General features: G+C 61.5%; 17 protein-coding genes and 1 pseudogene. 6 read left to right on the top strand and 12 right to left on the bottom strand.

Features of this window, described 5'->3' with window-relative positions:
- Positions 1–29: 29 nt before the first annotated feature.
- Together AWB69_RS38715 and AWB69_RS48310 are read right to left on the bottom strand one after the other, a co-directional pair.
- Complete coding sequence (locus AWB69_RS38715) at positions 30–623, bottom strand: PAS domain-containing protein (RefSeq protein ID WP_062092058.1); 594 nt, start codon at positions 621–623, stop codon at positions 30–32.
- A gap of 398 nt (positions 624–1021) precedes the next feature.
- On the bottom strand, positions 1022–1204 hold the full coding sequence (locus tag AWB69_RS48310; protein WP_156529130.1) for a hypothetical protein: 183 nt from the start codon (positions 1202–1204) through the stop codon (positions 1022–1024).
- A 50-nt stretch (positions 1205–1254) separates the two neighbouring features.
- On the opposite strand from AWB69_RS48310, the gene egtD reads away from it, so the two are divergent.
- Entirely contained in the window at positions 1255–2235 is a 981-nt protein-coding gene (gene egtD / locus AWB69_RS38710; protein ID WP_062092057.1) for an L-histidine N(alpha)-methyltransferase, read from the top strand.
- A 644-nt stretch (positions 2236–2879) separates the two neighbouring features.
- Here the strand turns inward: egtD and AWB69_RS38705 are convergent.
- From AWB69_RS38705 to AWB69_RS38685, 5 genes are all read right to left on the bottom strand, one after another.
- On the bottom strand, positions 2880–3176 hold the full coding sequence (locus AWB69_RS38705; protein WP_062092056.1) for an acylphosphatase: 297 nt from the start codon (positions 3174–3176) through the stop codon (positions 2880–2882).
- A 190-nt stretch (positions 3177–3366) separates the two neighbouring features.
- On the bottom strand, positions 3367–4548 hold the full coding sequence (locus tag AWB69_RS38700; RefSeq protein WP_062092055.1) for a hybrid sensor histidine kinase/response regulator: 1182 nt from the start codon (positions 4546–4548) through the stop codon (positions 3367–3369).
- A 32-nt stretch (positions 4549–4580) separates the two neighbouring features.
- A complete protein-coding gene (locus AWB69_RS38695) occupies positions 4581–5189 on the bottom strand; it encodes a chemotaxis protein CheB (RefSeq protein ID WP_062092054.1) in 609 nt (202 codons plus the stop codon).
- 2 nt (positions 5190–5191) lie between these two features.
- Positions 5192–6034 (bottom strand): CheR family methyltransferase, encoded by an 843-nt coding sequence (locus tag AWB69_RS38690; protein ID WP_062092053.1) that lies wholly within the window; start codon positions 6032–6034, stop codon positions 5192–5194.
- Between the two features lie 12 nt (positions 6035–6046).
- On the bottom strand, positions 6047–9199 hold the full coding sequence (locus AWB69_RS38685) for a hybrid sensor histidine kinase/response regulator (RefSeq protein ID WP_062890669.1): 3153 nt from the start codon (positions 9197–9199) through the stop codon (positions 6047–6049).
- Between the two features lie 210 nt (positions 9200–9409).
- Here AWB69_RS38685 and hpnA point away from each other — a divergent pair, with 210 nt between their 5' ends.
- Positions 9410–10432 carry a hopanoid-associated sugar epimerase gene (gene hpnA, locus AWB69_RS38680; protein ID WP_062092065.1) on the top strand — a complete coding sequence of 341 codons (1023 nt, stop codon included), beginning with the start codon at positions 9410–9412 and terminating at the stop codon, positions 10430–10432.
- Between the two features lie 157 nt (positions 10433–10589).
- Positions 10590–11078, top strand: a complete 489-nt coding sequence (locus tag AWB69_RS38675; RefSeq protein WP_062092052.1) for a hypothetical protein — start codon at positions 10590–10592, stop codon at positions 11076–11078.
- A gap of 77 nt (positions 11079–11155) precedes the next feature.
- Here AWB69_RS38675 and AWB69_RS38670 read toward each other — a convergent pair whose 3' ends face one another.
- The gene (locus AWB69_RS38670) at positions 11156–12343 is read right to left on the bottom strand and encodes a glycosyltransferase (protein WP_062092051.1); all 1188 of its coding nucleotides are present in this window, start codon (positions 12341–12343) and stop codon (positions 11156–11158) included.
- Between the two features lie 55 nt (positions 12344–12398).
- Entirely contained in the window at positions 12399–13259 is an 861-nt protein-coding gene (hpnC, locus tag AWB69_RS38665) for a squalene synthase HpnC (RefSeq protein WP_062092064.1), read from the bottom strand.
- Between the two features lie 785 nt (positions 13260–14044).
- Between hpnC and ispH the strand changes: the two genes are divergently transcribed.
- From ispH to AWB69_RS38650, 3 genes are all read left to right on the top strand, one after another.
- Positions 14045–15013, top strand: coding sequence for a 4-hydroxy-3-methylbut-2-enyl diphosphate reductase (gene ispH, locus AWB69_RS38660; protein ID WP_062092050.1), 969 nt, complete (start codon positions 14045–14047; stop codon positions 15011–15013).
- 13 nt (positions 15014–15026) lie between these two features.
- On the top strand, positions 15027–16181 hold the full coding sequence (hpnH, locus tag AWB69_RS38655) for an adenosyl-hopene transferase HpnH (protein ID WP_062092063.1): 1155 nt from the start codon (positions 15027–15029) through the stop codon (positions 16179–16181).
- Between the two features lie 191 nt (positions 16182–16372).
- Entirely contained in the window at positions 16373–16624 is a 252-nt protein-coding gene (locus AWB69_RS38650; RefSeq protein ID WP_062092049.1) for a hypothetical protein, read from the top strand.
- 60 nt (positions 16625–16684) lie between these two features.
- Here AWB69_RS38650 and AWB69_RS49930 read toward each other — a convergent pair.
- The 3 genes and pseudogenes from AWB69_RS49930 to AWB69_RS38640 all read right to left on the bottom strand — a co-directional run.
- A pseudogene (locus AWB69_RS49930) lies at positions 16685–16816 on the bottom strand (type II toxin-antitoxin system Phd/YefM family antitoxin); the annotation flags it as partial.
- On the bottom strand, positions 16813–17439 hold the full coding sequence (locus AWB69_RS38645; RefSeq protein WP_062092048.1) for an MlaC/ttg2D family ABC transporter substrate-binding protein: 627 nt from the start codon (positions 17437–17439) through the stop codon (positions 16813–16815). The gene AWB69_RS38645 and the pseudogene AWB69_RS49930, both read right to left, overlap by 4 nt.
- 143 nt (positions 17440–17582) lie before the next feature.
- Positions 17583–19217, bottom strand: coding sequence for an acyl-CoA synthetase (locus AWB69_RS38640; protein WP_062092047.1), 1635 nt, complete (start codon positions 19215–19217; stop codon positions 17583–17585).
- Positions 19218–19236 lie beyond the last annotated feature (19 nt).

Below are 19236 nucleotides of genomic sequence, written 5' to 3'. Positions count from 1 at the left end.
TGAGCCTTCGGTTCTTCGGAGCCTCAAGCTTAACCCGCGTCGCTTGAGGTACAGCAGGTCCAATACATTGTGTCTAGCCATTGCACGCCGTCGAGCCCGTTCACCGGCGACACCGAGACATCCCAGTATTTCAGCGCGCCTTTCGCTGTCGGGCAGGGCGCTTCGAAGCGCGAATGGCGGCCGTGCCGGGCGTTATCGATCGCATCAGTGAGCAGATACCGCGATTCCTCCGGCCACAGCGACACCCACGACTTGCCCTTGAACGGCGCGAAATTGTCGATTTCCATCAGGCAGAGACCGTTCACGTTCATGAATTCGAGCGTGCCGTCGCGTCGCAGGATCTTGATGCAATCCGTACTGCCATTCAGCACGCTCAGGAAAAATTCGCCCGAATCGAGTGAAAAGGCGGGGGGGTTATCGGGTCGGGTATCGGTGTCGGTATCAATATCGGTATCCGGCGCGTTTTCCGGTTCGGACGCAACCGGCATCGCGCCATGAAAACCGAACGGCTTGCCGGCAGGTGTCGCCGGGGCGGGCGGCTGGACCGGCGTCGGGAAGCAGTACCCACCCGCGTCGTCAAGATGTCGTGCGATCGCGGGATCGAAACTGGCTGAGTCGGTCATGAATCGGGCACGGGAAAGAGAACGGCGAGGACAGCGCGAGGCGGTTCTTGAGTCGATGCGCTGCAACGTGATCGGCAATAGAAAGCAAGCATTGCGCCAGTGTGGGAAAGCGAGCACCAAGTGTGGCTGACGCTTTTGTAGTGGCCGGTTCATGCGGGCATCGACTCACGGCGTTCACGCGACGCGTGTAAAACCAACCCGGTAACGAGTAGTTCTTGCTCAATCACCTATTTCCGGGATGGCTTCAGCGCGATTTCGAAGACACCGGTACAGTCGATTACCGCGCAATGACCACCCGGTTGCCAAGCGAAATTTGTTGGCCGGAGCTCGACCTGTTTTCTTGAATGTCCGCGTGGGTTTCGGCGGACAGCGCATCAAAAGGACGCGTTTTGGGTCGTTCAGACACACAACCGCCATGACGATGCATGTCCTTGAACCGGCACATCGAGACGTCGTGCGCGCTTCTTGCTCATCCAGAAGCTTCGCTCCCCCGGTCGCGCGGTGCCGGTCAACACCTTCATCGCCGGAATGTCGATCGACCCACTCTCGTCAAGTGTTTTTCGACGCGTATTTCTCGTCATGAATAACCCGCCGCACGCGCCGCGCCGCGGCAACATGGAGACGCCTCATCATGCCTCAAGCCACGACGCAGGCCGCTCAGTCGCAGCGCTTTTCCTCCCCGTTTGCCGCAGCCGTTCACGACGGCCTCACGCACGCGCCGCAAAAAGAATTGCCATCGATGTATTTGTATGACGAAGTCGGTTCCGCCTTGTTCGAGGTGATCACGGCGTTGCCGGAATACGGCGTGACGCGTGCCGAAGAGCGCGTGCTGAATGCACATGCCGCCGATATCGTTGCCGAGTTGCCGCGTAATGTGACCGTTGCCGAACTGGGCAGCGGCAGCGGCCGGAAGACGCGGCGAATCCTGGAAGCGCTGTGCAAGAAGCGGCCAACTGAATACTGTCCAATCGAAATTTCGCCGACGGCATTGCAATTGTGCCGGCGGGAGCTGGGCGATATCGAACGGATTTCGATCGTCGGCTACGAGCGCGATTATCTGGCCGGGCTGGCGGAAGTCAGCGCCAACCGGAAAGAGGGCGAAGTGTTGCTCGTGCTGTTTCTTGGCAGCACGATCGGGAATTTTGCACGGCTGGCGGCCACGCGGTTTTTGAAGTCGATTCGCGGCATGCTCAAGCCGGGCGACTCGTTGTTGCTCGGGATGGACTTGCTCAAGCCGCTGGATACGCTGATTGCGGCGTACGACGATCCTATTGGCGTAACGGCTGCGTTCAACCTGAATTTGCTTGCGCGGATCAATCGTGAACTGGACGCGGACATTCCGCTGGATGCGTTCGAACATCTGGCGCGCTTCAATCCCGATGCCCGCAGCGTGGAGATGCATTTGCGGGCAAAACGTCCGGTACGGGCGACTATTCGCGCAGCAGGGTTGAGTGTGGAATTTCGCCAGGGGGAGACGATCTGGACGGAGAGCAGCCACAAATATCTCGCCGGAGAAGCGGGGCCGTTGGCAGCGGACGCGGGGTTCACCTGCTCAAGACAGTGGCTGGACGACGAATGGGGATTTGCCGAAAGTCTGCTGGTGGCGAAGTGATGAGCTTGGTTACCCGCAACGTGGTCGTGGAGTAGAGGCGGTGCCCGGTGCTTGTTTGACGCCCCGGGCATTCAGACTATCGTTTTTCAATTCACGTAATTCACATAAGGCGCGCTTTGAGTCTGGCTGACGTCCCGGGAGAACGTAGAAAGGGCGAGTCGTAAAAGACTATTGTGGTCAAAGGCGGAAGCAGCAGTGCGGTGCTGGAGCCTATGGTCGACCAAAACACTGGCGAATTCTACTATTCGGTCGTGACGGCTTTCAGAGATACAAATGCAAAGGGTCCCGAGATAGGGACCCTTTGATAGCTGGAAAACGGCAGGCGGAACATCCCCTTAGCACGAAGGTAGTCGGGGACTAGCGCGCCTTTTTGGCTCTGCGCTACCACTGCCTCAGAATCCCGGATGATTCTGTGCCCAATTGAGTAGACCCGTACATTCCGGGAAAGTCCCCCAAAGGTTCTTGCAACCAGCGTTTGCAGTCTAACGTCCTCATACCCTGAGATCAGGATTCCAGGCCTGCCGGCTCTTGAAACAACTCAATTTGTAGTCACTTATTGACGTCCAACCGAGTGACGTCCAACTAAGGTAAATGCAGAGTTTGTCGACCAGAATTCAACTCGGGTTTCTCGTCGATCCGCCCGGTCAATGCTGTTCAAACCGCTCAAAGCGCTTCTCGATATACCGCTCCTCGCTGACCAGATCCGTGACCCGCGCATGCGGCGGACCTCTGCGCAGCCATTCGAGCATCAGGTCGACCTGGTTCGCCGGTCCCTGAATCATCGCTTCAACCGATCCGTCCTCAAGGTTGGCCACCCAGCCGCGAACACCCAGCGCATGCGCCCGGCGCACTGTCGCGTGGCGGAACCCCACTCCTTGCACCAACCCCTTCACGTGCACGTGATACGTCTCTATTCGAGTATCCAGATCCGGACTCGGCATGTTTGCTTCTCCCGATTATTGCTGATTTGCCGCGTCACCGGATGTGTGCCGAAGGCACATCCCGGCTGACGCCATCAGGCGGCATTTTAGACAAGACCAGAAAAACCGGCAGTGCGCATCAGACTATCGCGACCAGGTAGCGCGAAATCAGCACACGACATCAAGCAACGACCGACGCACTATTCCGCCCTCACCCCAGCCGGAACGGCTGTGCACCCTCGTCCGTGTCGCCACCCATCCGCCGCGCCACCGCTTCGCGCGGCAACGTCACATCGAATACCGTCCCGCTCTGCGCGTCGGAGCGGACCTCCACTCGTCCGCCATGCATCTGCACAATCTCGCGCGTGATGTAGAGCCCAAGTCCAAGCCCGCCGGTTTCCTGCTGCGGCCGCCCCGACCGATACGGCGCGAAAATGGTCGGCAAGACATCGGCGGGAATCTCGCCCGCGTTTTGCACGCTGATCAGAACGTCATCGGCAGCGTCACCGTTCAGACGCACCTGGATGGCCGAGCCGTCACGTCCGTGAGTCAGCGCGTTGCCGATCAAATTCGAAAACACCTGCGACAACAGATCGCCGTCGCCCTGCAACAGCGTATCGCCATCGCGGAAAATGAAGATGCGGCCACGGCCCACCCGCGCCTCGTATTCTTCAATAATATTCTTCGCCAGCGTCATCAACTCCACCGCCCTCGGCTGCAGCGTCACACGCCCGCCGCGCAGACGCGCGAGATTGAGCAACTGGTCGACCATGCGCACCATCCGCATGCCGCTGCTCTTGATCCGTGTGCCGATATTCGCCACGTTTTCATCCGGGACGAAGCGCGCAAGATATTCCGCCGAGGCAATCACCGCCGACAACGGCGTGCGCAGATCGTGGCCGAGCACGGCCATGAGCATTTCGTTGGCGTCGAGGAGTTGCTGGACAGTCGTCAGTTGCGTGGCGAGCTGCTGCTTCTGCTTCTCGATCTGGATGAACACATCCAGCTTCGAATTCAGGATCCGCGAGTCGTACGGCTTGTACAGGAAGTCCACCGCGCCGGCCTCATAACCCCGAAACGTGCGCCCGGAGTCCTGCGCGGTCGCGGTCAGGAAGATGATCGGCACGTGCGCGGTGCGCCGGCTGCCGCGCATCAGTTCAGCCAGTTCGAAGCCGTCCATGCCGGGCATGTTGACATCGAGAATGGCGAGCGCGACCTCGTGCTTGAGCAACAGTTCGAGCGCGGCCGGCCCCGAACCGGCAGCGAGTACCGAAATGTCCGGCCTCGCCAGCGACGCTTCCAGCGCGGTGATGTTGTTCTGCACATCGTCAACGATCAGAACGTAAATGGGCGGCTGGAGCGGTTGCCTGAGAGGTTGCGTGATGTGTTCCATTAGCGGAGTTCCATTAGCGTGTCGGCTCTGAGTCATCCATGTTCGCGGCGCGTGCCCACACCCATGCGCGCCAAGCGCGCGGCCATGACGTCGAGCGTGAGAATGTCGTGCGCGCCGCCCCGCGCGATGGCGCCGAGCGGCATCGCCTCGGCGACTGCGGTATGCGGGTCCTGCACCCAGCAGCGCCCGCCTGCCCGCGAGATCGCGACAAGGCCACGTGCGCCGTCGTCGTTCGCACCGGACAGCACGACGCCTAGCAGCGTCTCGGCAAAACACAGCGCCGCCGATTCGAACAGCACATCCACCGATGGCCGCGAGAACCGCACAGGCGGATCGACGGAAAGGGAGATCGTGCAGTCCGGCTCGACCAGCATGTGATAACCCGGCGGTGCAACATAGATCGTGCCGCCCGCGATCTCGTCCTTGTCGTCGGGCTCGACGACCGGTAACCGGCAACGCGCGGAAAACAACGCGGGCAGCAAGCTGGGCGGCTCGCTCCTGACATGCACGACCACCAGCACGGCAGGGCGGAAATTGGCCGGCAGCGCGGGCAAAATGTGGTTCAACGCTTCGATGCCCCCCGCCGATGCCCCGATCACGATGGCTTCGATTGCATCCAGGGAATCTGTCGACAGTGTCATCGCTAGACCTTTTGATACAAACGTTCGCGCGCGTCGAAATCGGCGAAACTGCCCGCGTGTTTTGAAAACCGCAGGCTCTCTTTACTACCGAGGCCGAGGAATCCGCGCCGCACCAGCGAATCGCTAAACAGACCCAGCGCACGGTCCTGCAGCGCCCGGTCGAAATAGATCAGCACGTTGCGGCACGACACCAGATGCGCTTCGAGAAACACGCTGTCGGTCGCGAGGCTGTGATCAGCGAACACCACGCGCGACTTGAGCGTCTGCGAAAATTTCGCCGCGCCATAGGCCGCGTGGTAGTAGTCGGAGAGCGAACGTTTGCCGCCCGCCGCCAGATAATTCTGGCTGAAACTGGCCAGCCGATCCAGCGGATAAATGCCGCTCTCGGCCTGGCGCAACGCGTCGGCGTTGATATCCGTCGCGTATAAGACCGTACGGTCCGCAATGTTCTCCTCGGCGAACAAAATGGCGAGCGACCACAGTTCCTCGCCGCTGCTGCACCCCGCCACCCACACCTTGATGGACGGATACGTCTGCAGGATCGGCACGACCTGCTCGCGGATGGCGCGGAAATACAGCGGGTCGCGGAACATCTCGCTGACCTGCACCGTCAGGTACTGGAACAGCCGCGAGAACAGCATGGCGTCGCGCAGAATAGATTCCTGCAACTGCGACAGCGTCGTAAAACCCAGATCGTGCAGCGCCTGCGTCAGCCGCCGCCGCAGCGAACTCACCGAGTAATGGCGAAAGTCGTGCTGATACTTCAGGTACACGGCTTCGAGCAGCAGCTTCAACTCGATGTCGAAAATCGCCTCTTCCGTGTTCTTCAGGTTTCGATGCGGCATGGCAGATCCTGGCTACCGTTGGCGCAACCAGACCCGACACAGCGACACCAGCTTGTCGACATCGATCGGCTTCGAAATATAGTCGTCCGCGCCAGCTTCCAGGCACTTCTGGCGATCACTCGCCATGGCTTTCGCGGTCAGCGCGATGATCGGCAGACGCGCATGGTCGGCGTTCCTGCGAATCTCGGTCATGGCGGCGAACCCGTCCATTTCCGGCATCATGATGTCCATCAGCACGAGATCGATCTCCGGATGGCGAGCGAGTGAATCCAGCGCCTCACGGCCATTGCGCGCGATCTCCAGCTTGGCCCCCAGCGGCTCGATCACGTGCGACAGCGCGAAGATATTGCGGACGTCGTCTTCGGCCAGCAGGATGGTGCGGCCCTCGAACACGTCGTCACGCTGGCGCGCCGCGCGCAGCATGCGCTGCTGCTCGGGCGGCAACGCGCTCTCCACGCTGTGCAGGAACAACGTCACTTCGTCCACCAGCCGTTCCGGCGACTTCGCGCCCTTGATGATGATCGACTTGGAATAACGGCGCAGGCGCTGCTCCTCATCCGGCGACAACACGCGCCCCGTGTACACGATCACCGGTGGCGACGCATGTTCCTGTACCGTCGATACCCGTTCCAGCAAGTCATACCCCGAGCCGTCCGGCAGGGCGAGATCCATCACGATGCAGTCGAAGGTCGCGCGATTCATCTGCTCCAGCGCCTCTGCAATCGTCCCGGCTTCCACGATCTCGACCGTTTCGCTTTTCAGCAATGCATGGATGCTCTGGCGCAGCGCGGGGTCGTCCTCGACCACCAGCACGCGCCGCATGCCTTGCGCCGAGCGCGCTTCGAGCTTGCGGATCGCGCCCGCCAGCGTGTCGCGTGCGCTCGGCTTGAGCGTATAGCCGATCGCGCCGAGATGCAGCGCGACATCGGCATGATCCGTCGATGACACGATGTGAATCGGAATGTGGCGCGTGAGCGGATCGTGCTTGAGCCATTCGAGCACGGTCAGGCCCGACTGGTCGGGCAAACCTACGTCGAGCAGGATGCCGTTCGGCTGCAGGTCGCGGGCCAGTTCCACACCCTGGCTTGCGGTGGTCGCGTGCACGAAGTCGAATTCGAGTTCATGCGCGAGGTCGTGCAGGATGTGCGCAAAACGCAAGTCGTCTTCAATCGCGAGGATCACGCGGTCCGGGCGCTTGCGGTTGGCGCGGTCGTCGGGAATAGGCTGCGGCGCCGGGTAGGTCGGATTCGGCGCGCGCCAGGATGACGGGTCAAGAGAAGAAGAAGCCGATGCCATTGCCGCCAGATGCGCGGGCGCGTGGCTCTGCACGAGGGTGGCGATTCCCGGGGACGTATCCGCCACCGCGGTCTCCGGCTCCCGCATATGCCCGATCACATCGAGTTTGGTGGTGACCGTTCCCTCGCGAACAGCCAGCGGCAGCGTGACCGAAAACACACTGCCTTTGCCCGGCTCGCTCGCCACGCTGACCGAGCCGCCCAGCAACCGCGAGAACTCCCGCGATATCGACAAACCCAGGCCGCTGCCGCCGTACTTGCGGCTGGTCGTACCATCGGCTTGCTGGAAGGCCTGGAAAATAAGGTCCTGCTTGTCGCGCGCAATGCCTATGCCCGTGTCGCGCACATCGAAGCGCAATGCGTTTTCGTCGTTGTCTGCCTTGTGCACCGAAACCGTCACCTGACCCCGCTCGGTGAACTTGAACGCGTTCGACAACAAGTTGCGCAGGATCTGCTGGAGGCGCTGGTTATCGGTGACGAAATACTCCTGCACGCCTTCCGCGCGTTCGGTCACGAGCTTCAGGCGCTTCGAGTCGGCGATCGGCGCGAAGGATTGCCGCAATGACTGCAAGATCCCGTCGATGGCAACCGGCGCGAACTGCACGTCCATCTGCCCTGCCTCCACCTTCGACAGATCCAGGATGTCGTTGATCAGCGACAGCAGGTCGCTGTTCGACGAATGAATGGTCGCGGCGTAACGCACCTGTTCGTCCGAGAGATTGCCGTGCTTGTTGTCCTGCAAAAGCTTCGCGAGGATCAGTGAACTGTTCAGCGGCGTGCGCAACTCGTGCGACATGTTCGCGAGGAATTCGGACTTGTACTGGCTTGCCCGCTCAAGCGCGAGCGCGTTCGCTTCCAGCGCCTTCTGCGCGCGCACCAGTTCGACTTTCTGCCGCTCGAGGTGCTGCGTGTATTCCTCGAGATGCACGTTGGTCTGCTCAAGCTCGGCCTGCTGCGTTTCAAGCCGCGCCTGCGTTTCCATCAATATCCGGCCGCGCTCCTCGAGCTCTTCATTCGATACCCGCAGCTCTTCCTGCTGAACCTGCAACTCCTCGCTCTGGCGCTGCGTTTCCCCCAGCAACTCGACCATCCGCGAGCGATACTGCGCCGAACGCAGCGCCATGCCCATGGTCTCGGCGGCGTCTTCGAGCAAGTCGCGGGCGTCGTCCACCGCGCTCTCATCGCCGATAAAACCCACTTCCAGCACGCCCGTCACTTCGCCGTCCGCCATCATGGGCGCGACCACGCAATGGCTCGCAGGCGCCGATCCCAGCGCCGAGCCCACCGTCAGGAAATCCGCGCCCGCACCCCTGACCTCGATCAAGCGCTTCTCGTCGAGCACCTGCCCAAGCAGCCCCTCGCCCCGCGCGATCCGTTGCGGCACCGCGCTTTCAGCAGGCAGCGCCCACGCGGCAACGCGCTCGAGCGTGTCGCCTTCGCGGCTGTACAGCACGGCGACATGCGCGCCCACATACGGCACGAGCGAGCGGAGGATGCCATTGCCGATCGCCGCGGGATCGAGATCGCCGCGCATCTGCAAACCAATCTGGACTTCTCCCTGCTTCAGCCATGCGCTGCGTTGCAGGTTCAGCCGTGTTTTGATATAGAGATGCCCCACGCCTGCCAGCACGAACATCACGATCACGCCGATCACGCGGTTGAGCTGCAGCACGATCGGGCCGGCAAGCGCGTCGGCGTTCGAGAGGAGATAACCCGCGAACGTCAGCACGGAGGCCGCGCCGGCAGCGATGAGTGGCATGTTGGGCCGGTCAACCCACATGCAGAGCGCGACCGGCAGTATGTAGAACACCCAGATGGCTACGCGCAGCGGCGTGAGCCAGTCGGCCGCAAACACGATCAGGAGCAACATCGCGATCGCGAAAGTCAGCCACGCGGATCGATTTCGACTGTCTATGAACATTGGCTGAAGACTTTTCTTTAAATTTGGGGTCGGGCGGACTTAAGCCGCACCGGACCATAGCACGAGCCGCCAACCCTTGTCATATATGGGTTGGCGGCCGATCGGCACGCTTCGGAAGACGCGCAACTGTTACCTTTGCAAGACAAAATAGAGGCAAAAATGACTGACCCGTTAAGTGGGTATGCCCGTGGGCGCGTGCTCGTCACCGGCGCATCCGGATTCGTCGGATCGGCGGTGGCGCGCATCGCGCGGGAGCGCGGTTTTGACGTTCGCGTAGTCATACGCAAGACTAGTTCCCGGCAGAACCTCGAAGGTCTCGACGCCGAAGTCGTGATCGGCGACATGCGCGACGAGGCCTCCATGCGCGCCGCCATGAAAGGCGTGCGCTACCTGCTGCACGTCGCGGCTGACTACCGCATCTGGGCGCGGGACCCGGGAGAAATCGAGCGCGCAAACCTGGAAGGCACCGAGGCCACCATGCGCGCGGCGCTGGCCGAGGGGGTCGAGCGGATCGTGTACACGAGCAGCGTCGCGACGCTGAAGGTGAGTCCGGCGGGTGAGATCGTCGATGAAACGAAGCCTGCCCAGGCCCACCAGACCATTGGCGCATACAAGCGCAGCAAGGTGCTCGCGGAGCGCGCGGTCGAGCGCATGGTCGCGAATGACGGCTTGCCGGCGGTGATCGTGAATCCGTCCACGCCGATCGGTCCGCGCGACGTCAAGCCGACGCCGACCGGACGGATCATCGTGGAAGCGGCGACGGGGAAGATCCCCGCTTTCGTCGATACCGGCCTGAACCTCGTGCATGTGGACGACGTGGCGAACGGCCACTTCCTGGCGCTTGAGCGCGGGGTGATCGGCGAACGCTATATTCTCGGCGGCGAAAACCTGTCGCTGCAGCAGATGCTGGCGGACATCGCCGGACTTGCCGGACGCAAGCCGCCGACCATCAAGCTGCCGCGCGGCCCGCTGTATCCGCTCGCGATCGGCGCGGAGCTTTACGCCAAGTTCAGCGGCAAGGAGCCGTTTGTTACCGTCGATGGCTTGAGGATGTCGAAGAACAAGATGTACTTCACGTCGGCGAAAGCGGAGCGGGAACTGGGGTACAAGGCGCGGCCGTATGGCGAAGGCCTGAGTCACGCGCTGGACTGGTTTCGCGCGAATGGCTACCTGAAACGATGAAGCGCGATGAAGCGATGACTCGCGGCCCGCGTTGCCTGTTGTTTTGATGGCATTTTTAGCGCCTTACACGCATTTTGTTACAACGTGTGGCGACGTTGCGCGGTACGCAGCAGTTAAAATCGCAGGTTCGATGCAAGGCTAGCAAGGCAAACAACGCATGAACTTAACCGACCAGCTCGGCGCGCTGGAATCAAGCCTCGATGAGTTGATTCTGGCCGCCGCTTCCATTCCCGCTTCTCCTGAATCTTCCACTGCTTCTGTTGCTGACTCTGACGCTGCTGTTGACCCGGCAACGACGGCTGCTGAGCCCGTTGTTGAAGAAAAACCCACGCTCAACGTCTCACGCCCTGAAAAGAACGTGATCGCGATGACGATTGGCGGGGTATCGGTGGCGTTGAACCCCGAAGGGGTATCGGAGTTGATCGAGGAGTTGTCCAACGCACGCGCTTCGATGGACGTCGAACAGCCGGGCGGCCTGCCCCCCGGCTGGCGCTTTGTCGCGACGAAAAACCCGGTGATGGCCACGCAGCGTTATGCGAACGGTGACCGTTTGCTGGTGTTGCGCCATACCGGACACGGCTGGGTGCCGTTCCAGTTCTCACCCGACATGGTGATCGAGATGTACGCGATGCTCACAAAACGGTGAGTTGAACCGGGCGGGCGCGATCGGCTATACATCCTTCCGCGCGCGGCTCGCCTTCAGCCTTCAGCCTTCAGGTCAGGTCAAGGCGCCTGCACCCGCGCCTTCCATTGCCCGCCCTTTCCGCGCCAGAACCGTATGGCTGAGCCAACCGTCGCGCTGACATAAAACAGCGCGATGACCGGCAATAGCGGCGCCCAGAGAATGGAGCGGCGGTAGTAACGCAGCATCGGTGCATACGCGCAGCACATCGCGATCCACGCGAGCCACGCCGGCCAGCCCTTTGCACCCAGGGTCAACGCAACCACGGGCGGCGCGAGATAAATCACGCACATCGCCAGCACCGTCCCGACCAGCAGCACCGCTGAATAACGCAACTGCGTGAACGCCGTGCGCGCGATCATGTTCCAGATTTCGCGCCAGTCGTCGTAAGGCCGCAGCGATTCGCTGTCGGCGGCAAGGTCCAGACGGATCGGCCGTGCTGCGTTCGCGCCGTTACGAAACTTGATGCGCGAAGCAAGGCTGCAATCGTCGATCAGTTCGCCGCGAATCGATTCAATTCCACCCGCCTCCACCAGCGCCGCGCGCCGCACCATCATGCAACCGCCCGCAGCGGCCGCCGTGCGGTTGCTCGCGTTGTTGACCCACGCGAACGGATACAGCTTCGCGAAGAAAAACACGAACGCGGGGATCAACGCCTTTTCCCATGAGGAATCGCTGCGCAGCCGCACCATCAGCGAGACCAGGTCGCGATCTTCCAGGATCGCACGCGCGACGAGTTGCGAGGCCGCGTCGGCGGGATGACGGATATCGGCGTCGGTCAGCAGCAGGTAATCGGCCGGAAAACCCAGCCCGTCGATAGCCGCAATGCCCTGCGACTGCGCCCACACCTTGCCGGACCAGCCCGGCGGCAAGGGAGCGGCCGTCAGCACGGTCAGACGGTCTTCGAAACCGCCGTCGCGTGCGGCGGCCTGCGCAGCGTCGGCGGTGCCGTCGGTGCTGTGGTCGTCGACGACGATCAGATGGAACGAACCCGCGTAATCCTGCGCGAGCAGCGACGTCACCGCGCGGGCGATCACATCGGCTTCATTACGCGCCGGCACGACCGCGACGACCGCCGGCCACGCGCCGCGACGCGCAATCTCGGCCTGGCCAACGGCGTGCACGGTACTCTCGCTGAGCCGTTCGAGGGCTTGCGCGCGCCAGAAACCGCCGCGGCCAAACAGCAGGACAAGCCAGACAAGGAGGGACAACCAGGCAATCAGGAGCATCGTCAATTCGGATTAGGCAGATTCAACATCAACAGGGCGGCACACCGAGGTCAGGTCAGCTTTCGACCGAGCGCAATTGCACACCCACCCGGCCGCGCAACCGCATGGCGAGCGACCGCACGCCGATCACCACCCAGTCCGGGCCTTTCAGCACCGGGCGCTTGCGGAACACGTCGTAGTCGGCCTGTTCGATCTTTTCAAGAATACGCAACCCGCCATGCACGACGCTGCACAGTTCCAGCCCGAAGCGGCCCGGCATGCGCACAGCAAGCGGCGCGCCGCCCACGATCATCGCGCGTGCGTGGTCGACTTCATGGCGCATCAGCGCGCGCCAGGCGTCGTCGCAGATCTGCTCGTCGATATGCCGTTCGGTCACCCCGAAACGCTCGAGGTCGGATAAAGGCAGGTAAATCCGGCTCTTCTTCCAGTCGATACCCACGTCCTGCCAGAAGTTGATGAGCTGCAACGCGGTGCAGATCGCATCGGAATCGGCGAGGTTTTCAGGCGTGCTGGCGTCGAAGAGATGCAGCATCAGCCGCCCGACCGGATTCGCCGAGCGCCGGCAATAGTCCATCAGCGCAGGCCAGTCGGCGTAACGCGTGGTGTCGATGTCCTGATCGAACGCCGAGACGAGATCGTAGAAGGGGCCGAGCGGCAACCCGTATTGCGCGACGGTGCCGGCAAGCTTCTCGAACAGCATGGGATGAACCGGCGCCGGCTCACCGGCCGCGACCGCGTCCAGCCCTGCGCGGAAATCGGCGAGACGGGTGTGGCGTTCGGCCGGTTCGAAGACACCTTCGTCGGCAATGTCGTCTGCCGTGCGCGCGACGTGATAAATCACGCCGACCGGCGCACGCAGCCGTTTCGGCAGCAAAACGCTGGCTACCGGAAAATTTTCGTAGTGGTCGACTTCCATGACACGGTCCAGGTATTCGACACGGCGCGCGGATGCCTGAATGGACATCGACACACGCAGGTCGTACGTGCAGGGTCGCTGACGCGTGACAACATTCTGCTCACACAACGGCGAAAATGTTGGATAGGCGCAACGACTCTACACGGTATAAATTCTTGTCGTGCGCTGCCCGAAAACCGGTTGGAGAAGGGTCCAGGCGCGAACCCCAAGCGAATCCGGTGCGCTCATGCCACCGCTCATGCGACTTCTGTGGCACCCACCCCAACCCGGGCCTGGCTTTGCTTTCGCTTCAGCTTCCGTATGATCCAGTTGCCAGGGCCCATGCTTCGACTGCCGCAGATCCCCGGTGTTCCGGCCGGCGGGCCGCTTATCCGGGGCGTTTCGTCGTGCCTTTCGTGGTGCCTTTGGTCGTGCGCCGCGGCGCCGGCCCGGCTACTCCCCCGGGCGTGCTACAGCCGCTGAAAAGCCGCTTCAAAGACCGCTTTGCGGGAAACGCGGGGAATCGCTAGTTTACCGGCTTCCGCGTCCGCGCAGTAATTCAACCCTGTCGATAGAAACGGAAACACCCTCTTACAAGCACCCAAAAACTGAACGAGTTAGAATACGCGGTCAACTTCGGCCTTAAAGTTGAAACGAATGGCCCGTTTCCAGCCACTTGTTTCCGAAAGCTTTTTCCGAGAAGCTTTAATTTTGCTTACAACAAATCAACCGGATTTGATCGAAGCGTGATCGAAGCCAATAGCCGGTTCCATTCGAAACCCGCGCCAGTCGGAGTTCGCCCGAATATGCGTATTATCCTTGCTCAACCCCGCGGCTTTTGTGCGGGCGTGGTCCGCGCGATCGAGATTGTCGATCGCGCTCTTGAACGACATGGCGCGCCGGTCTACGTGCGCCATGAAATCGTTCACAACCGGCACGTCGTCGACAATCTGCGTAGCAAGGGCGCGCGTTTCGTCGAAGAACTGGACGAAGTGCCACACGGCGCCGTCGCTATTTTCAGCGCGCACGGCGTGGCGCGAACGGTGGAAGCCGACGCGGAAGCGCGCGGCCTGGACGTGCTGGACGCCACTTGCCCGCTGGTGACGAAAGTGCATGTACAAGGGCGGCAATATGTCGCGCAAGGCCGCACGCTGATCCTGATCGGCCATGCGGGGCATCCGGAGGTGGAAGGTACCATCGGCCAGATTCCCGGCACGGTGGTGCTCGTGCAAAGCGAAGCTGAAGTGGCAACGCTTGCGCTGCCCGTCGACGCCCCCGTCGCGTACGTCACGCAGACCACGTTGTCGGTGGACGACACGCGCGACATCATCGACGCATTGCATCGCCGTTTTACGGACATCGTCGGCCCGGACACGCGCGACATCTGCTACGCCACGCAAAACCGCCAGGCGGCGGTGCGCGAGTTGAGCAAGCAAGTTGACGTTTTGCTGGTGGTTGGCGCCACAAACAGTTCCAACTCGAATCGTCTGTGCGAGATCGGCGCCGAAACCGGTGTGCCGAGCTACCTCGTGGCAGACGGCTCGGAATTGAAAGCCGACTGGTTTGCGAACGCGCAGACTGTCGGGATTACGGCCGGTGCATCCGCGCCGGAAGAAATGGTCAAGCACGTTATTGATGCACTGCGCGCGCTGGGTCCCGTTGAAGCCACGACGATGTCCGGCCGCGAAGAAAAAGTTGAATTCAAACTCCCCGCGAAGCTGACCAAGCCGCTTGCTGCGGCAACGGCATCCGCCGGCGCCCTTCGCGAAGATTAAGGAGCACACGCAATTGTCTATTCCAATGCTGCAAAAGGTCCGGGTTGGCGCTTACATCGCGCGCCAGCATTTCATGCGCAACAAGCGCTATCCGCTCGCGCTGATGCTCGAGCCGCTGTTCCGCTGCAACCTGGCGTGTAACGGCTGCGGCAAGATCGATTATCCGGACCCCATCCTCAACCAGCGCATCTCGATGGAAGACTGCCTCGCGGCCGTCGACGAATGCGGTGCACCGGTGGTCTCCATCGCCGGCGGCGAACCGCTGCTGCACAAGGAAATGCCCCAGATCGTGAAGGGCATCATCGCGCGCAAGAAGTTCGTTTATCTCTGCACGAACGCGCTGCTGATGGAAAAGAAGATGGACGACTACCAGCCGAATCCGTACTTCGTCTGGTCAGTTCACCTCGACGGCGACAAGCAGGCGCATGACCATTCGGTTTCGCAAGACGGCGTGTACGAAAAGGCTGTCGCGGCCATCAAGGAAGCGAAGCGCCGTGGTTTCCGCGTGAACATCAACTGCACGCTGTTCAACGACGCCGATCCGGAACGGGTAGCGAATTTCTTCGACACGCTCGGACCCATGGGCGTGGACGGCATCACGGTGTCGCCGGGTTATGCGTACGAGCGTGCGCCGGACCAGCAGCACTTCCTGAACCGCGAAAAGACGAAGACGCTGTTCCGCGACATCTTCAAGCGCGGCGATAACGGCAAGCGCTGGTCGTTCAGCCAGTCGAGCCTGTTCCTCGACTTCCTGGCCGGCAACCAGACCTACGAATGCACGCCTTGGGGCAACCCGGCGCGTACCGTGTTCGGCTGGCAACGTCCGTGCTATCTGCTCGGTGAAGGTTATGTGAAGACCTTCAAGGAATTGATGGAAACCACCGAGTGGGACAAGTACGGCACGGGCAAGTACGAGAAATGCGCGGACTGCATGGTGCATTGCGGCTTCGAAGCCACCGCCGTCATGGACACGGTTGCGCATCCGCTGAAAGCGGCACGCGTCGCCTTGCGCGGTCCGCGCACCGAAGGTGCTTACGCGAAAGACCTGCCGGTCGAAAACCAACGCCCGGCGGAATTCGTGTTCTCGAAGCACGTCGAGATCAAGCTGGAAGAAATCGGCCGCGCGAAGAACAACAAGGGCGGCAAGCAAACGACGATTGCAGCTTGAGTTTGAGCACGTGAGCTTGGGCGAGTGGTCACTCGAGCTCACTGCATGCGGCAAAAGGAACAAACGGAACGAAAGGAACGGGTGGATAAGGTCGCGACGAGCGGCGTTATCCACCCGTTTTGTATTTCAAGATGCGCAGGTGGCACACCCGTGTAGCATCGCGGGTTTTCAAAGCAAACAAGCAGGAAGCAATGGCTGAATTCAGCATAATGATCAATCTCGGCAAAGCCGATCTGGACGACTACTCCCTCCTGGCGAAGATGCTGCAAAAGACCGGCTTCAGCGAGACGAAAGCCGCGCAAGTGGCATCGGACTATCGGCTGTTGCCCGCTTCCTTCAAATACTCCAGCGAGAACGAGAACCTGACCGCGGTGCGAGAGAAAGCGCTGAAGTCAGCGAAGAGCGTTTCTTCGACGGCGATGGTGCTTGTGTCGGAATGCTGAGGCGGGAGTGAATGCGTGGGGGCATAAAGTTCCGGTAGTGCCTTGGCGGCATCCGCACGATGGGCGCAACTCCAAAGTTGGCCGGCCACGATCGGTCACGATCAAACTCTCCCCCGATAACTCCACCAGCCTGAAGAATTCAAATGCGTTCGCTTTGAATTCAGATTTCGATACTCGTCGATTTGACCTCACTCCGCCGTCCGCTCGTTGTGCGCGGTCAGGAACTTGATCAAGCCGTCTACGCCACCCTTCGACAACTGACCCGAGAACTGCGTCTGGTACACCTGGATCAGCCACGCGCCCATCATGTCGATGTCGTAAATCTTCCAGCCGTCCGGCGTCTTCTCCAGGCGATAACGCACCGGGTTGTCGCCACCGGTCGAGTACACGTGCGACTGCACGACGGCGTCTTTGCCGCCGGCGTCGAGAGTCGGGGCATCGAATTTGAACTTGACGTCTTCATCGCGTAATTGCGACAGCGACGACGTGTAGGTGCGCACCAGCAGCGTCTGGAATTGCTCATAAAGCGCCTTCTGCTGGTCGGGAGTGGCGGTGCTCCACGCCTTGCCGACGGCAATCCGCGTGGTGCGCTGGAAATCGGTTGCCGGCACGAAACGCGTCTGCACCAATTGCGCGATCTTGGCCATGTCGCCGCCACGCGCGGCTGGATCAGCCTTCATTGCGTTGACGGTGCCTTCCACAGCGCTTTTAACCACGGCATCAGGGCTCGTCTGCGCAAACGACGTGCTGGAAAATAGCGCCGCCGAGAAAGTCAGGGCGAGCAGAACAACACGAAAAGGCAAATAGCGTTTCATACGACCGTTATCAAGTAATGGCGGGCGGCGTTCAGCCCGACGCGCCGGGTTAGCTGAAAAACGCAGTAAGTATATCGACCCGCGTCCGCCGCAACAGTTCAGCACGTTCGAACGATTGCCGATTCAACGCCAACACGGAATCCTCAGCTCGAATCCTTCAGACCCGGCAACCCCGCCCGTAATTCCTTGCGCATCACCTTGCCGGTCGGCGTCATGGGCAATGCATCGACAAACCGAATCTCGCGCGGATATTCATGCGCGGCCAGCCGCGTCCTGACGTGCTGCTGAAGCTCGCGCACCAGCGTTTCATCCGGGACGAACCCCGCATTCAGCACGATGAACGCCATCACGATCTCCGTGCGCGCCGCGTCAGGCGCACCCACCACCGCCGCCATGCTCACGGCGGGATGGCGCAGCAAACAATCTTCAATAGGCGCAGGACCGATCCGGTAACCCGCGCTGGTAATCACGTCGTCGTTGCGGCCGACGAAGCGGATAAAACCATCGGCGTCACATGAACCGAGGTCCCCGGTCAGCAGGAACTGGCCGCGAAATTTATCGCGCGTGGCCGCTTCGTTGTTCCAGTAGCGCAGGAACATGACCGGGTCGGGCGCGGCAATCGCAATATTTCCGGGCGTGCCGGACGGAAGTTCCACGCCTTCATCGTCGACGATAGCCACGCGATGTCCCGGCACGCTACGCCCGATTGCCCCCGGGCGAGACTCGAACAATGCAGCGCACGACGACACCACCACGTTGCATTCGGTCTGCCCGTAAAACTCGTTGATGGTCACGCCAAGCGCCGTCCGGCCCCAGGCGATCAACTCCTCGCCCAACGATTCCCCGCCGCTCGCCACCGCGCGCAACGACAACCGCCACTGCTCGGGACGTGCGACCGAGCGCATCATCTTGAGCGCGGTTGGCGGCAGGAACGTGTGCGTGACGCCATGACGCGCCATCAGGTCGAAAGCGGCGGGGCCATCGAATTTTTCAAAGCGCCGCGCCAGTACCGCGACGCCGTGATGCCACGCCGGCAGCAGGACGTCGAAGAGGCCTCCAATCCACGCCCAGTCGGCGGGCGTCCACATCAGCCGGGCGTGCGCCGGGAAAAGACCTTGCGACATCTCGACGCCCGGTAAATGGCCCAGCAACGCACGATGGGCAAGCAGCGCGCCTTTGGGCTTTCCCGTCGTGCCAGACGTGTAGATGATCGCGGCGGGGTCGTCGCAGGAAGTGTCGGCGGGGGTGAAGGCGTCCGTTTCCGCACGCAGCGCGTCCCAGAAGGAGTGGGCGTTCTCGCGGGTGGTGGTATCGACGCAATAAGCGGCTTTCAGGTCCGGCAGCGTCTCACGAACCTGCTCCAGCTTTTCAAAGCCCGCCTGGTCGGTGATGAGCGCCGCTGCGCCGCTATCGGCGAGCCGGTACTGGATGGCGTCGACGCCGAACAGCGCGAACAGCGGCACCGCGATATAACCCGCCTTGTAGATGGCCAGATGCGCGATGGCCGTCTCTGGCGACTGCGGCAAGAATATTCCCACGCGGTCGCCGCGCTTAAGCCCCGCGCGGGCAAGCGCGTTGGCGAACTGGTTGGAGAGCGCCTTCAGGTGATCGAAGGTGAAACGCGATTCCGAACCTTCGCGGGTCTCGTAGATCAGCGCGAGGCGGCCGGAACCGTCGGCCCATTTATCGCAGGCGTCCACGCCAATGTTGTAGCGCGCGGGCACCTTCCACGAGAAAGCCGCGGCGAGGGTTTCATATGAATCGGCTGCGGGAAGCATCGCTTCTCCCTGGTTGAGT

Source organism: Caballeronia udeis (assembly GCF_001544555.2).
In the GTDB taxonomy this organism is placed as follows: Bacteria; Pseudomonadota; Gammaproteobacteria; order Burkholderiales; family Burkholderiaceae; genus Caballeronia; species Caballeronia udeis.
The sequence above is the reverse complement of the archived record's forward strand: the minus strand, read 5'-3'. Positions and strand labels throughout refer to the sequence as shown.